Origin of the sequence: Neorhizobium sp. LjRoot104 (assembly GCF_964253725.1) — a bacterium.
In the GTDB taxonomy this organism is placed as follows: Bacteria; Pseudomonadota; Alphaproteobacteria; order Rhizobiales; family Rhizobiaceae; genus Neorhizobium.
On record NZ_CAXURS020000001.1, the window covers coordinates 4,410,312 to 4,421,929 of the forward strand.

Here is an 11,618-nt window from a genome sequence, read left to right on the forward strand (position 1 = left end):
GATTTGAAAAGCCCCGCCGCGTGCGGGGCTTTTTGTTGTAGGATCCGAAAAATCCGGTTGCGGAAAAAATCGGTTTGGTCTGTCGGGGAGGGGAGAACCCGGACGTCCTAGGTTCAAGGATGCATTGCGATGTTGCGCAATCCGTCCGGATTTCGGAACCTTTGACATAGGGAATGGACATGGGTAGCAATTATCGCTGGGTGATCGTCGCGGCCGGGGCCCTGATGGGCTGTGTCGCCGTCGGCACGATGTTCTCGCTCGCCATCTTTCTGGAGCCGATCGCCAAGGCGACCGGCTGGTCGCGTGCCGGCATTTCGAGCGCCATGACGCTCAATTTCATCGTCATGGGCCTCGGCGGCTTCATGTGGGGTACACTGAGCGACCGGTTTGGCGCACGTGTCGTCGTGCTGATCGGGGCCGCCCTTCTCGGCCTGGCGCTGGTGCTCGCCAGCCAGACGCAAAGCCTCATCGCCTTCCAGATGATCTATGGCTGCCTGATCGGGCTTTCCGCCAGCGCCTTCTTCGCCCCGATGATCGCCGTCACCATGTCCTGGTTCGACGAGCATCGCAGCCTGGCGGTCTCGTTGGTCTCGGCCGGCATGGGCATGGCGCCGATGACCATCTCGCCCTTCGCCCGCTGGCTGATCACCGCCTATGACGACTGGCGCCTGGCGATGCTCTTCATCGGCATCGGCGCCTGGATACTGCTCCTGCCGACGGCGTTTCTGGTCCGCAATCCGCCGGTCGCGACGGCTGCGGACGGCACAGCCTTCGAACCGCAGGCCGAAGGTGCCGGCATGCCGCTGTCGCGGGTGTTCCGTTCGCCGCAGTTCCTGGTACTCGGGCTCACTTTCGCTGCCTGCTGCGCCGCCCATTCCGGCCCGATCTTCCACATGGTGAGCTATGCGATGTTCTGCGGCGTGGCGCCGATGGCGGCCGTCAGCATCTACAGCGTCGAGGGCGCGGCCGGCCTCGGCGGCCGAATTCTGTTCGGCGTGCTGGCCGACCGATTGGGCGTCAAGCCGGTGCTGATCGGCGGGCTGATGATCCAGGCAATCGTCATCGCAGCCTACACGATGGTCACCGACCTCGGCCAGTTCTACACCCTGGCGGTGATCTTCGGCGGCACCTATGGCGGCGTGATGCCGCTCTATGCGGTGCTGGCGCGGGAGTATTTCGGGCCGAAGATCATGGGCACCGTGTTCGGTGCGGCGGCGATGCTGTCGAGTCTCGGCATGGCCTTCGGACCTCTTGCCGGCGGCTGGGCCTTCGACCATTTCGCCAATTATGACTGGTTGTTCTTCGGCTCAGCGCTGGTCGGCCTCGGGGCGGTGGCGATCGCTCTCGCCTTCCCGCCGCTGCCGCGCCAGCCGGTGCAGCTCCAGGCGGCTTGAGCAGTCCTCGCGCAGCGAGCCACTGACCGTAGGCCACACAGCAAAAAGCCCGGATTGTTCCGGGCTTTTTGACATTCAGTGATCGGCTGGGGCCTTGCGGCCCTTGGCTCGAGCCGGGGCCGGAGCAGGCTCCGCGGCTTCGCGTTCGAGACGAAGCTGCCTCAATTTCTCGGTTTTCTTTTCCCGCTGGGTCGCTTCCGCACTAATGATCGAGCGCGCGGTGTGATCTGTCGCAGCGGCTTTGTCACGCGCGGAAAGCTTGGTGGGATTGAAGAATTCGTCCTTGGTGGCGGCCATAATATCCTCCTTCCTGATGGGATGTCCGTGCGGTCGGCAGGTTACCCGCGGGCCGGACGGACCACTTTCTTGGGCGCCGGCAGGAGGCCTTCGCGCTGCATCTTCTTGCGGGCCAGCTTGCGGTAACGCCGCACGGCTTCGGCCTTTTCGCGCACCCGCTTTTCGGAGGGCTTCTCGTAGGCGCTGCGCGCCTTCATCTCGCGGAAGACGCCTTCGCGCTGCATCTTCTTCTTCAGCACCCGGAGTGCCTGTTCGACGTTGTTGTCTCTGACTAGAACCTGCAAACTAAATCCTTTCCATTGCGGGCAGATCCCGCGTTCGATCAAAGTGTTGAATCACTTGCCAATGCGAATGCTCGACGGCTTCAGCCATGGCCCGCTCGGGGCGGCGGCGGAAGCCTCGTCCTTGTTGGCGGACGATGCGGTCTCGGAACTGTCGATATCGCTTTCGACGATCCGGCGCTCGAAATTCTCGCTGCCGAAACGTACCCGGTACTGGTTTTCACCGCGGTCGGCTGCCGGCAAAAGGCCCACGACGCGGCATGTCCGGTCGCCAGTGGCGGTCCGGGTAAGGCCTGCCTTGAGGACGATGTTATCGCCTATGGCATAGACATTTGCGCTCATCGTGTTCTCCTTGGACCGGCCGAAAGCCGGGGCAAAACAAAAAGGCCGGGCGTTACCCCGACCTCTTCCCGCCATTCAAGCCGTCGCTGCCAGTACATCCGTGGTCAGCCGAGGCGAATGACATCCTTATGCGGCCCGGAGGTTGTCGGCCGAGCTCTTGCCGGACTTGCGGTCGCGAACGATCTCGTAGGAGATCTTCTGACCTTCCGTCAGGGAAGACATGCCGGCACGTTCAACAGCCGAAACGTGAACGAAAACGTCCGTCGCGCCGTCATCAGGCTGAATGAAGCCGAAACCCTTGGTGCTATTGAACCACTTCACGGTGCCAGTATTCATAACGATTTCCTTCCAATTGTTAGAGATTGCGGACAGTATTCCGTCCGCTTTGATCGATATTTGAGAGGAAATCTGACTGAGCACCAGGCCCGTGAACAAAGGTCGCAAGCAATTTTCGATAGCGTCAATATAAGCTTTATCCGTTGATAATCAATGCTGCCGCGGAGATTTAATTTTCCGGGCGCTCAAAGACGGCGCGGAACTGCTCATTCAACGGCATGATTTTACGTCGAAATATTAAAAAGCGCAACCGCCTTGGTGTCGCCCGGGGGCCAGAATGGGCGGCAAGCGATTGCAAAGAGACAAAACCCCGAGGTCATCCCCCGGGGCTTTGCATGTCGTCGTGACGGGTGGTCAGAGCGTGCCGGCGCGCTGCTGCGTCATCATGTAGGTGTCGTAGGAATATTCGGCGACCTGGGCCCAGAGATAGGCGTCCTTCTTGAACGCCTGCTGGCTGTCGTAGATCTTCTTGAAGGCCGGGCTCTTGGCCGAAAGTTCGGCATAGGTCTCCATTGCCGCCTTGAAGCAGACATCCATGATCTCGCGGCTGAACGGTTTCAGGATCGCGCCTTCGGCGACGAGCTTCTTCAGCGCGGTGGCGTTATGCGCATCGTAGTTGGCGAGCATGCTCATATTGGCCGCGGCGCAGGCGTCGGTGAGGATCTGCTGGTAGCTCTTCGGCAGGCCCTTGAACTTCTCGAGATTGAAGAAGGCATGCATTGCCGGGCCGCCTTCCCACCATGCCGGGTAATAGTAGTACTTGGCGACCTTCACGAAACCGAGCTTCTGGTCGTCGTAGGGACCGACGAATTCGGTGGCGTCGATCGTGCCCCTTTCAAGCGCCGCATAGACGTCGCCGCCGGCGATCTGCTGCGGGGTGACGCCGACCTTCTGCATGACCTGGCCAGCCAGGCCGGCAATGCGCATCTTCAGGCCCTTGAGGTCCTCGATCGTGTTGATTTCCTTCCGGAACCAGCCGCCCATCTGGGTGCCGCTATTGCCGGCGGGCAGGGCATAGAGGTTACGCGGGGCCAGAAACTCGTTGATCAGGTCGTTGCCGCCGCCTGCCGTGAACCAGGCATTGGTCATGCGGGCGTTGAGGCCGAAGGGAATGGCGGTGCCGAGCGCGAACGCCGGGTCCTGGCCGATGTAATAGTAGGAACAGGTATGGGCCATTTCGACGGTGCCGTTAGCAACCGCGTCTGCCGCCTGCAGCGGCGGCACGATTTCGCCGGCCCCGAATGTCTGGATGGTAAACTTGCCGTCCGTCGCGTTCCTGACGCTGTCGGCGATCTGGTTGGCGGCGTTGAAGATGATGTCGAGGCTTTTGGGGAAGGAAGAGGTCAGCCGCCAGTTGATCCTGGGGCTTTCCTGGGCGATGGCAGGCGCAGCCAGCGCGGTCGCGGCTGCGACGCCGACCCCGGCCGTGGCCGCCTGCTTGAAGAAACGTCTGCGGTTCATGAGATTGCTCCTTGGCTCCCGAAGCGCGGGCCTCGCGGTATGTCGCTCTTAATCCGATCGTTTCGGGGACGGCAAGCAAATTCAAGACGAAAAAAGCCCGGAGGATCGCTCCGGGCTTTTCGAACCTGATCTGGCAGCGATGGGTTACAGCGTGCCCTTGCGCTGCTGCACCATCATGTAGGTGTCATAGGTGTATTCGGCGATCTGGTTCCACAGGTAGCCGTCCTTCTTGAACGCCTGCTGGCTGTCGTAGATCTTCTTGAAGGCGGGGTTTTTGGCGTTGATTTCGGCGTAGACTTCCTGTGCCGCCTTGTAGCTGGCGTCGAGGATCTCCTGGCTGAATGGCTTCAGGATCGCGCCCTCGGAAACGAGCTGCTTCAGCGCCAGGGCATTGCTCGCGTCGTAGCGGGCAAGCATGTTCTGGTTGGCGCTGGCGCAGGCATCCTTCAGCATGCGCTGGTAGGCCTTCGGCAGGGCCTTGAACTTTTCCAGGTTGAAGAAGGCGTGGACGGCCGGGCCGCCTTCCCACCATGCCGGGTAATAGTAGTACTTGGCGACCTTCACGAAACCGAGCTTCCGGTCGTCGTAGGGACCGACGAATTCGGTGGCGTCGATCGTGCCCTTTTCAAGCGCCGCATAGACGTCGCCGCCGGCGATCTGCTGCGGGGTGACGCCGACCTTCTGCATGACCTGGCCAGCCAGGCCGGCAATGCGCATCTTCAGGCCCTTGAGGTCCTCGATCGTATTGATTTCCTTCCGGAACCAGCCGCCCATCTGGGCGCCGGTATTGCCGGCCGGCAGCGCATAGAGATTATAACCGGCAAGGAATTCGTTGATCAGCTCGTTGCCGCCGCCGACCGCGAACCAGGAATTGGTCTGGCGCGCATTGAGGCCGAACGGCACGGCGGTGCCAAGCGCAAATGTCGGGTCCTTGCCGATATAATAGTAGGCGCAGGTATGGGCCATCTCGACGGTGCCGTTGGCAACGGCGTCGGCAGCCTGCAGCGCCGGCACGATCTCGCCGCCGGCAAAGGTCTGGATCGTGAAATTGCCGTCGGAGGCTTCCTTCACGCTCTCGGCGATCTCGGTGGAGGCAGTGAAGAGGATATCGGTGCTCTTCGTGAACGACGAGGTCATCCGCCAGGTGATCTTCGGGGATTCCTGGGCGATGGCGGGCGCAGCCAGCGCGGTCGCTGCAGCGGCGCCCACGCCGGCGGTCGCTGCCTGCCGGAAGAAGTTTCTGCGGTTCATGGGATTATGCCTTCTAAACTTTGCAAGGTGCCCGGATTTTTGCCGGCGCGGGCCGCTCATAATCCTTTCATTTCAGGAACAGCAAGCAAAAAATCCAAAAGATTACGCTGCGCCGCAGCAAAGCTTTGCGGATATTGCGCCGAGCTTTGTCCTCGCCTTTCGCCCGAATGGAATGTAGAAATCCCTTGAAGTTTTCGGGCCAGGCCTTAGTTTAGAATTATTCTAATAAGAGGTTTCCATGCTCGCCCACCTTCTCTCCAGTTCCAAGCGCTCATTCGCCTCGCTCGACGAGAAGGAAATTCTGGCGCTCGCCATCGCTTCGGAAGAGGAGGATGCGCGGATCTATCTTGCCTATGCGGATAATCTCAAAGATCAGTTTCCGTCATCCGCCAAAGTGTTCGAAGACATGGCGGAGGTCGAGCAGACTCACAAGAACATGCTGATCGAGATGTACCGCTCGCGCTTCGGAGAGCGCATCCCGCTGATCCGCCGCGAGCATGTAAGGGGCTTCTACGAACGCAAGCCGGACTGGCTGACCCGCAACCTGCCGCTCGACACCATCCGGGAACAGGCGGAAGCCATGGAGCAGCAGGCCTTCCGGTTTTATACCGAGGCGGCAAAGCAGGTCTCCGACGCATCGACGCGGCAGCTGCTCGGCGACCTGGCGATTGCCGAGCAGGGGCATGAGGATATTGCCCGCATGCTCGGCGACAAGCACGTGACCGACGACGTGAAGACCGAGGAAGACGAGACCGCCCGCCGCCAATTCATCCTCACCTATGTGCAGCCGGGCCTCGCAGGCCTGATGGACGGCTCGGTATCGACATTGGCGCCGATCTTTGCGGCGGCCTTTGCGACCGGTGACACCTGGTCGACCTTCCTGATCGGCCTGTCGGCTTCGGTCGGCGCGGGCATTTCCATGGGCTTTACCGAAGCGGCACACGACGACGGCAAGATTTCCGGCCGCGGCTCGCCGATCAAGCGCGGGTTTGCCTCCGGCATCATGACGGCGCTCGGCGGCCTCGGCCACACGCTGCCTTATCTCATCCCGCATTTCTGGACCGCGACCATCGTCGCCGCGATCATCGTTTTCTTCGAGCTCTGGGCGATTGCCTTCATCCAGAACCGCTACATGGAAACCCCGTTCCTCAGGGCAGTCGTCCAGGTGGTGTTCGGTGGTTCGCTGGTGCTGGCCGCAGGCATTCTGATCGGGAATGGGTGAGGCGCGGTCGGGCAAAGCCCGGGCATCGATCCAGTGAATCGATTGCAGCACCGAACGCCCTGAGCCCAAGGCGAAGGACCGGCCGGGATACGGTGCGGCAAATTCCCTGAGCCTAAACGAGCAGGCAGAAGGCTGCTGATGAAAGGCTCAAAACCTCACTCCGCCGCTTGCGGCGCCCTCGCCCGCGGCACTTCGAGCGAAAACACCGCGCCGCCGTCGTTGCGGGTGGTGAAATGCCCGCCGAGTTGCTTGACGAAATTGGCGATCAGCTTGCTGCCCATGCCGCCGGTCCGATTGAAGGCCTCGATGCCTGGCCCGTCGTCGCGAATGACCAGGCTGAGATTGTCGCCGTCTTGGCGGAGTTCAACCGAAAGCCTGCCGCCTTGACGGCCGGCAAAGGCATATTTGAAGGAGTTGGAAACGACCTCGTTGATGATCATCCCGAGCGGCAAGGCCTGCTCGCGATCCACGGTCAGCGGCTGCAGCTTGAGGTCGAGAACGACAGGCGTCTCGTAGCCCGAGGCGATGTCGGTGATCAGCTTGGTGGCATAGGGCGCCACCTCGACCTGCTCGAACTGGTCGTTCTGGTAGATCTGCTCGTGCACGGCGATCATCGCCGCAATGCGTCTCGTCATGTCGTCGCGCGCATCGGCCGGCAAAGCCTGCAGCCGCACGAGCGCCAGCACCGCCTGGAGATTGTTCTTCACCCGGTGATGAATTTCCCGCAGCAGGAAACGGTTGCGCTCCACCGCCTGCTCCAGTTCTTCGTTGCGGGCTGCGGTGCGATAGAGAAGGCGGTTGATCCAGAAGGCGCCGAGGACCAGCAGCGCCATCAACGGCAGCATGACCAGCGTGTCCGAAAAGAGATTGCGCCAGAACTGGTCGAGAATTTCCTGCCTTGCGATCGCCGCAAGGGCGACGAGCGGCCATCCGGAGACCTTCCAGAAGGCGACGATGCGGGCATGGCCGTCGATCGGCGAGACCGGACTATGGTAGAAGCCGGAGGGCATTTGGCGCGTCATCGGGTACCACGCGGTGGTACTGAGATCGATCGGGCGCGTTGTCGCCGGACGTCGGGCGATCAGCCACCCGTCATCCCTGATGATCAAGATCGTCGAGTTCGGCCCGAGCCCCATCGAGGCCCAGAAGCCGTCAAGGCTCTCATTCGGGATGATAATGGAGGCGATGCCCCGGAAAACCCCGTCTCGCTCGATCCGCCGTGCGACGATGAAGGATGGCTTGCCGGCACGCTGGTTGTCGAGCATCCGGGTAAACGTCAGCTCCTGGCCATCCCTCAGCCTGCTGAAATATGCGCGCTGGCTGTGATTGTCGGATAGATTTGTGAGCGCATTCCCGCCGGCGCTGGAAAAGCGGACTATGCCGGTGTCATCGAGAAGCGAATATTGAAAACCCGCCGGCAGTTGGCCGACAGCCCGCGACAGGTCGGCCGCAAGACCCGGCGAGCCATCGATCGGCCTGTCTCTCACCTCGGTCCCGATGCGCCGCAGGGCCTGGTCGCTTGCTTCGACCATCCACTCCAGGTGGGCCGCGACCACATGCGCGGATGAGAGCGCGCGAGCTTCGCCTTCCTTCAGGGCGGTTCGGTAGTTTTCGAGGATAATAAGGCCGGCAACCGCCAGCAGGGCAATAGCGAAGAGGCCGGTCAGCAGGATCGGGAGGGCGGGCCGCATTGCACGGGGCGCGTGTGGCAGGGCTGGTTTCACATCGTCACGCACAACCCGCTCCGGTTTCAGAGATTCCCTCCTAGCAGGTTGGGCGCATCGGGGAAATGTCTTCCGACAAGGCGATACCAAAAACATTCGCCCGCAACCTGAATGATGCGGGCGAATGCCAGATTGTACTCAAGGGTGCATGTTATTTCAATGCGCCGACCAGCAGGTCGCGGCCGTTTTCGATGGTGACCCAGCGTCCCGTGTTGAACGAGGCCTGACGCTTCAGGAAGGTATATGGTGTCGCAAACCAGGGCTTCACCTCGTTATCGAGGTTGTCCAGGATGAAATCCCCATCGGACGTGCGCAACGTCAGGACCGCATGGCCTTCGCCGTCCGGCTTGCGGACGACGGTCATCAGGAGATCGGAAAGGGCGAAACCCTGCGCCGCCAGTTCCTTGCGCTTCTCCAGCGCAAAGTCCTCGCAATCGGCGAAATTGGTCGGATAGCTCCAGACCTCTTCGCGGCCGTAGACTTCCTTGTCCGTCTTGGCGATGTAGCGAGCGTTGACGGCCCGGTTGATGTGACGGACGGCAGCCCAGCCTTTTGCGCTGATCTTGGGGGAAGGGGCAGACCGGCTCTTGATCGAACATTCCGCCGCATATCTTTGACAGAATTCGTAATGGCCGATCGGCTGGGAAGTGACGGCGCCGGTGACCATTGCGGCCATTGGCCTTGGAGCCGGAACTGCAGCACTCACTGGTACAAGTACGCTGACTAGGATCACGGCTATTCGCCGTGCCTGCAAGGCTATCTTCATGGACCCGTCCCTTCAAATCCTAATGAAACGTTAAGGGCGGACGGGAGAAAGAGTCAATCCGTGACTTTTGTTAACGGGTCGTCGCTCGTATTATGGTTAAGGCTGCAACATTTTTGTCTCAGCCCAAAATTTAATCATTCAATATTAGGGCCGAGACCGCGGCTCGCATTTTTTCGATGTCCTGGGGCCTGGAAAGCCGGTGGTCGCCGTCCCGGATCAGCGTCAGGACGACGTCGTCGGCCGGCAGGAATTCGACGAGCTTCAGGGCGTGGGCATAGGGCACGTCCGGGTCCTTCATGCCCTGCAGGATGTGGACCGGGCAGCCGGTTTCTATAATGCCCGCCATCACCAGGTTGCCGCGGCCGTCCTCGATGAGGGCGCGCGTGTAGATATTGGGTTCGGGACTGTATTCGGAGCGTTCCTCGAAATAGCCGCGCTCGGCGAGCGACTGCCGCTCGACCTCGGTGAGATTGGGTTCGATGAGTTCGGCCGTGAAATCCGGCGCCGGCGCGATCAGCACCATGCCGTCGATCTTCGGCGCCTTCTTTCGCTTCTTCAATTCCTGTGCGAGGCGCAGCGCGATCCATCCCCCCATCGAGGAGCCGACCAGGATGACGCGTTTCGGCTTGATGTCGTCCAGGACGGCGATTGCCTCCTCCAGCCAGCGCGAGATGGTGCCCTCGCGGAAGGCGCCGCCGGAAATGCCGTGGCCGGAATAGTCGAACCGGATCGCCGCAAGCCCCAGCTCGCCGGCAAGCGCATCGAGCTCGACGGCCTTGGTGCCCGCCATGTCCGACCGGTAGCCGCCGAGCCAGACGAAAGCAGGCCCGGACGTCTTCTTGCGCGCCGCCCGGTGGATGATCGCGATCTCCCGTGCAAGCGGTCCGGTGCCGACGGTGATCGTTTTGCGGGTGAGGTTGGCAGCGTCGTTCATGATGGAATCCTGAGGTTTTGCCGCGCTTATAAAACAGATTCGCGACATGCGGACAGCAGGTGATTTTTTCGCGCGGCTATGCTATTGACTTCGCCGTAGCGATCACGACATTGCCGTCGGCCGCAAGCCGGACGCTCTCTATGTGTCGCTGCGGTCCGAAACAATCTAGGAGAATACGACCATCCGCAGACCATTCAAAACCGATGCCCCTGTAAAGGACGGGCCTCGCTCCAACCGGGAAATTCGCATTCCCAAGGTCCAGCTTATCGACGCCGAAGGCTTGAACCTTGGTATCGTTCCGACCGAGCAGGCTCTCAAGATGGCTGAGGACGCCGGCCTCGATCTCGTCGAGATCTCGCCGAACACCGAGCCGCCGGTGTGCAAGATCCTCGACCTGGGCAAGCTGAAATATGCGAACCAGAAAAAGGCGGCAGAAGCCCGCAAGAAGCAGAAGATCGTCGAAATCAAAGAAATCAAGATGCGTCCCAACATCGACACGCATGACTATGACGTGAAGATGAAGGCGATGAACCGTTTCTTCGAAGAGGGCGACAAGGTCAAGGTGACGCTGAAGTTCCGCGGTCGTGAAATGGCCCACCAGGAACTCGGCATGAAGCTCCTGCTTCAGGTGAAGGACGACACCACGGAAATCGCCAAGGTGGAAGCCGAGCCGAAGCTTGAAGGCCGCCAGATGATGATGGTGTTGGCGCCGAAATAAGCGCCCGCCATTACCTTGAGCGGATTTGCCGGCATTTCGGCCGGGCATTTGCCGCGTTTTTCTTTGCCATTGCGCTTTTGACCGACTGCGGTTATAAGCGCGCGTTCCGAACGGTCCGGCAGGGCATGCCGTGGCTGTTCTAAATGCTTGAAACCAGCATCGTCTGTGGTTTCGATACAAAACTGGAGTAGCAAAATGCCCAAGATGAAGACGAAATCGGCTGCCAAGAAGCGGTTCAAAATCACCGCGACCGGCAAAGTCGTTGCAGCTGCCGCTGGCAAGCGCCACGGCATGATCAAGCGGTCCAACAAGTTCATCCGCGATGCACGCGGAACGATGATCCTTGCCGAACCCGATGGCAAGAAGGTTATCAAGAACTACCTGCCGAACGGTCTCTGAGACCCTCGTCACTTTTGGATCAGTTAAGGAGATCATGACATGGCACGCGTAAAACGGGGCGTCACTTCCCGCGCCAAGCACACCAAAACTTTGAAGGCAGCCAAGGGCTTCTACGGCCGCCGCAAGAATACGATCCGGGCCGCAAAGGCTGCCGTCGATCGTTCGCGTCAGTTCGCCACGCGCGACCGTCGCGTCAAGAAGCGCAATTTCCGCGCCCTGTGGATCCAGCGTATCAACGCTGCCGTCCGCGAATCCGGCCTCACCTACGGCCGCTTCATCGACGGTCTCAACAAGGCCGGTATCGAAGTCGACCGCAAGGTTCTCTCCGACATGGCAATCCATGAGCCGGAAGCATTCGGTGCTCTGGTTGCCGCCTCGAAGAAGGCTCTTGAGTATCTCAAGGACGCCGGCACCACCAACGAGTTTGAAAGCGCGGTTCGTTAACCAGCGCTTCCCAAGCTTTTAGCTTTACTGATTTTGGGAAACCCGCGCT

At 60.6% G+C, this 11,618-nt stretch carries 14 protein-coding genes; 5 read left to right on the forward strand and 9 right to left on the reverse strand.

Annotated features, from left to right (window positions below; all coding sequences use genetic code 11):
- Nucleotides 1-179: 179 nt before the first annotated feature.
- Nucleotides 180-1,394: an MFS transporter gene (locus ACSQ8R_RS21565; RefSeq protein ID WP_436255252.1), complete on the forward strand. Its 1,215-nt coding sequence runs from the start codon at nucleotides 180-182 to the stop codon at nucleotides 1,392-1,394.
- Nucleotides 1,395-1,469: 75 nt separating this feature from the next.
- On the opposite strand, the gene ACSQ8R_RS21570 is transcribed toward ACSQ8R_RS21565, so the two are convergent.
- The 6 genes from ACSQ8R_RS21570 to ACSQ8R_RS21595 all read right to left on the reverse strand — a co-directional run bounded on the left by ACSQ8R_RS21570 (nucleotide 1,470) and on the right by ACSQ8R_RS21595 (nucleotide 5,362).
- Entirely contained in the window at nucleotides 1,470-1,691 is a 222-nt protein-coding gene (locus tag ACSQ8R_RS21570; RefSeq protein ID WP_046603001.1) for a hypothetical protein, read from the reverse strand.
- Between the two features lie 41 nt (nucleotides 1,692-1,732).
- Complete coding sequence (gene rpsU, locus ACSQ8R_RS21575) at nucleotides 1,733-1,975, reverse strand: 30S ribosomal protein S21 (RefSeq protein WP_038548258.1); 243 nt, start codon at nucleotides 1,973-1,975, stop codon at nucleotides 1,733-1,735.
- Between the two features lie 51 nt (nucleotides 1,976-2,026).
- A complete protein-coding gene (locus ACSQ8R_RS21580; protein ID WP_436255253.1) occupies nucleotides 2,027-2,314 on the reverse strand; it encodes a cold-shock protein in 288 nt (95 codons plus the stop codon).
- A gap of 126 nt (nucleotides 2,315-2,440) precedes the next feature.
- The gene (locus ACSQ8R_RS21585; protein WP_007770461.1) at nucleotides 2,441-2,650 is read right to left on the reverse strand and encodes a cold-shock protein; all 210 of its coding nucleotides are present in this window, start codon (nucleotides 2,648-2,650) and stop codon (nucleotides 2,441-2,443) included.
- A gap of 354 nt (nucleotides 2,651-3,004) precedes the next feature.
- Entirely contained in the window at nucleotides 3,005-4,111 is a 1,107-nt protein-coding gene (locus tag ACSQ8R_RS21590) for a TRAP transporter substrate-binding protein (RefSeq protein ID WP_436255254.1), read from the reverse strand.
- A 144-nt stretch (nucleotides 4,112-4,255) separates the two neighbouring features.
- Nucleotides 4,256-5,362, reverse strand: a complete 1,107-nt coding sequence (locus ACSQ8R_RS21595; RefSeq protein ID WP_436255255.1) for a TRAP transporter substrate-binding protein — start codon at nucleotides 5,360-5,362, stop codon at nucleotides 4,256-4,258.
- 238 nt (nucleotides 5,363-5,600) lie between these two features.
- Between ACSQ8R_RS21595 and mbfA the strand changes: the two genes are divergently transcribed.
- Nucleotides 5,601-6,584, forward strand: a complete 984-nt coding sequence (mbfA, locus tag ACSQ8R_RS21600) for an iron exporter MbfA (RefSeq protein ID WP_436255256.1) — start codon at nucleotides 5,601-5,603, stop codon at nucleotides 6,582-6,584.
- A gap of 155 nt (nucleotides 6,585-6,739) precedes the next feature.
- Here mbfA and ACSQ8R_RS21605 read toward each other — a convergent pair whose 3' ends face one another.
- The 3 genes from ACSQ8R_RS21605 to ACSQ8R_RS21615 all read right to left on the reverse strand — a co-directional run bounded on the left by ACSQ8R_RS21605 (nucleotide 6,740) and on the right by ACSQ8R_RS21615 (nucleotide 10,008).
- Nucleotides 6,740-8,275: a sensor histidine kinase gene (locus ACSQ8R_RS21605; protein WP_436255257.1), complete on the reverse strand. Its 1,536-nt coding sequence runs from the start codon at nucleotides 8,273-8,275 to the stop codon at nucleotides 6,740-6,742.
- 184 nt (nucleotides 8,276-8,459) lie between these two features.
- Entirely contained in the window at nucleotides 8,460-9,074 is a 615-nt protein-coding gene (locus ACSQ8R_RS21610) for a transglutaminase-like cysteine peptidase (RefSeq protein ID WP_436255258.1), read from the reverse strand.
- A gap of 130 nt (nucleotides 9,075-9,204) precedes the next feature.
- Nucleotides 9,205-10,008 (reverse strand): alpha/beta hydrolase, encoded by an 804-nt coding sequence (locus ACSQ8R_RS21615; protein WP_436255259.1) that lies wholly within the window; start codon nucleotides 10,006-10,008, stop codon nucleotides 9,205-9,207.
- A gap of 181 nt (nucleotides 10,009-10,189) precedes the next feature.
- Between ACSQ8R_RS21615 and infC the strand changes: the two genes are divergently transcribed.
- The 3 genes from infC to rplT all read left to right on the forward strand — a co-directional run bounded on the left by infC (nucleotide 10,190) and on the right by rplT (nucleotide 11,569).
- Nucleotides 10,190-10,726 carry a translation initiation factor IF-3 gene (gene infC, locus ACSQ8R_RS21620; RefSeq protein WP_046603008.1) on the forward strand — a complete coding sequence of 179 codons (537 nt, stop codon included), beginning with the start codon at nucleotides 10,190-10,192 and terminating at the stop codon, nucleotides 10,724-10,726.
- A gap of 195 nt (nucleotides 10,727-10,921) precedes the next feature.
- The gene (gene rpmI / locus ACSQ8R_RS21625; protein ID WP_007751830.1) at nucleotides 10,922-11,125 is read left to right on the forward strand and encodes a 50S ribosomal protein L35; all 204 of its coding nucleotides are present in this window, start codon (nucleotides 10,922-10,924) and stop codon (nucleotides 11,123-11,125) included.
- Between the two features lie 39 nt (nucleotides 11,126-11,164).
- On the forward strand, nucleotides 11,165-11,569 hold the full coding sequence (gene rplT / locus ACSQ8R_RS21630; RefSeq protein WP_046627769.1) for a 50S ribosomal protein L20: 405 nt from the start codon (nucleotides 11,165-11,167) through the stop codon (nucleotides 11,567-11,569).
- Nucleotides 11,570-11,618: the final 49 nt, after the last annotated feature.

Bases quoted from the DNA above. Each gene is read 5' to 3' on its own strand.
- ACSQ8R_RS21565 (WP_436255252.1), top strand. From the start codon at position 180: ATGGGTAGCAATTATCGCTGGGTGATCGTCGCGGCCGGGGCCCTGATG.
- ACSQ8R_RS21570 (WP_046603001.1), bottom strand. From the start codon at position 1,691: ATGGCCGCCACCAAGGACGAATTCTTCAATCCCACCAAGCTTTCCGCG.
- ACSQ8R_RS21580 (WP_436255253.1), bottom strand. From the start codon at position 2,314: ATGAGCGCAAATGTCTATGCCATAGGCGATAACATCGTCCTCAAGGCA.
- ACSQ8R_RS21585 (WP_007770461.1), bottom strand. From the start codon at position 2,650: ATGAATACTGGCACCGTGAAGTGGTTCAATAGCACCAAGGGTTTCGGC.
- ACSQ8R_RS21590 (WP_436255254.1), bottom strand. From the start codon at position 4,111: ATGAACCGCAGACGTTTCTTCAAGCAGGCGGCCACGGCCGGGGTCGGC.
- ACSQ8R_RS21595 (WP_436255255.1), bottom strand. From the start codon at position 5,362: ATGAACCGCAGAAACTTCTTCCGGCAGGCAGCGACCGCCGGCGTGGGC.
- mbfA (WP_436255256.1), top strand. From the start codon at position 5,601: ATGCTCGCCCACCTTCTCTCCAGTTCCAAGCGCTCATTCGCCTCGCTC.
- ACSQ8R_RS21605 (WP_436255257.1), bottom strand. From the start codon at position 8,275: ATGCGGCCCGCCCTCCCGATCCTGCTGACCGGCCTCTTCGCTATTGCC.
- ACSQ8R_RS21610 (WP_436255258.1), bottom strand. From the start codon at position 9,074: ATGAAGATAGCCTTGCAGGCACGGCGAATAGCCGTGATCCTAGTCAGC.
- ACSQ8R_RS21615 (WP_436255259.1), bottom strand. From the start codon at position 10,008: ATGAACGACGCTGCCAACCTCACCCGCAAAACGATCACCGTCGGCACC.
- rpmI (WP_007751830.1), top strand. From the start codon at position 10,922: ATGCCCAAGATGAAGACGAAATCGGCTGCCAAGAAGCGGTTCAAAATC.
- rplT (WP_046627769.1), top strand. From the start codon at position 11,165: ATGGCACGCGTAAAACGGGGCGTCACTTCCCGCGCCAAGCACACCAAA.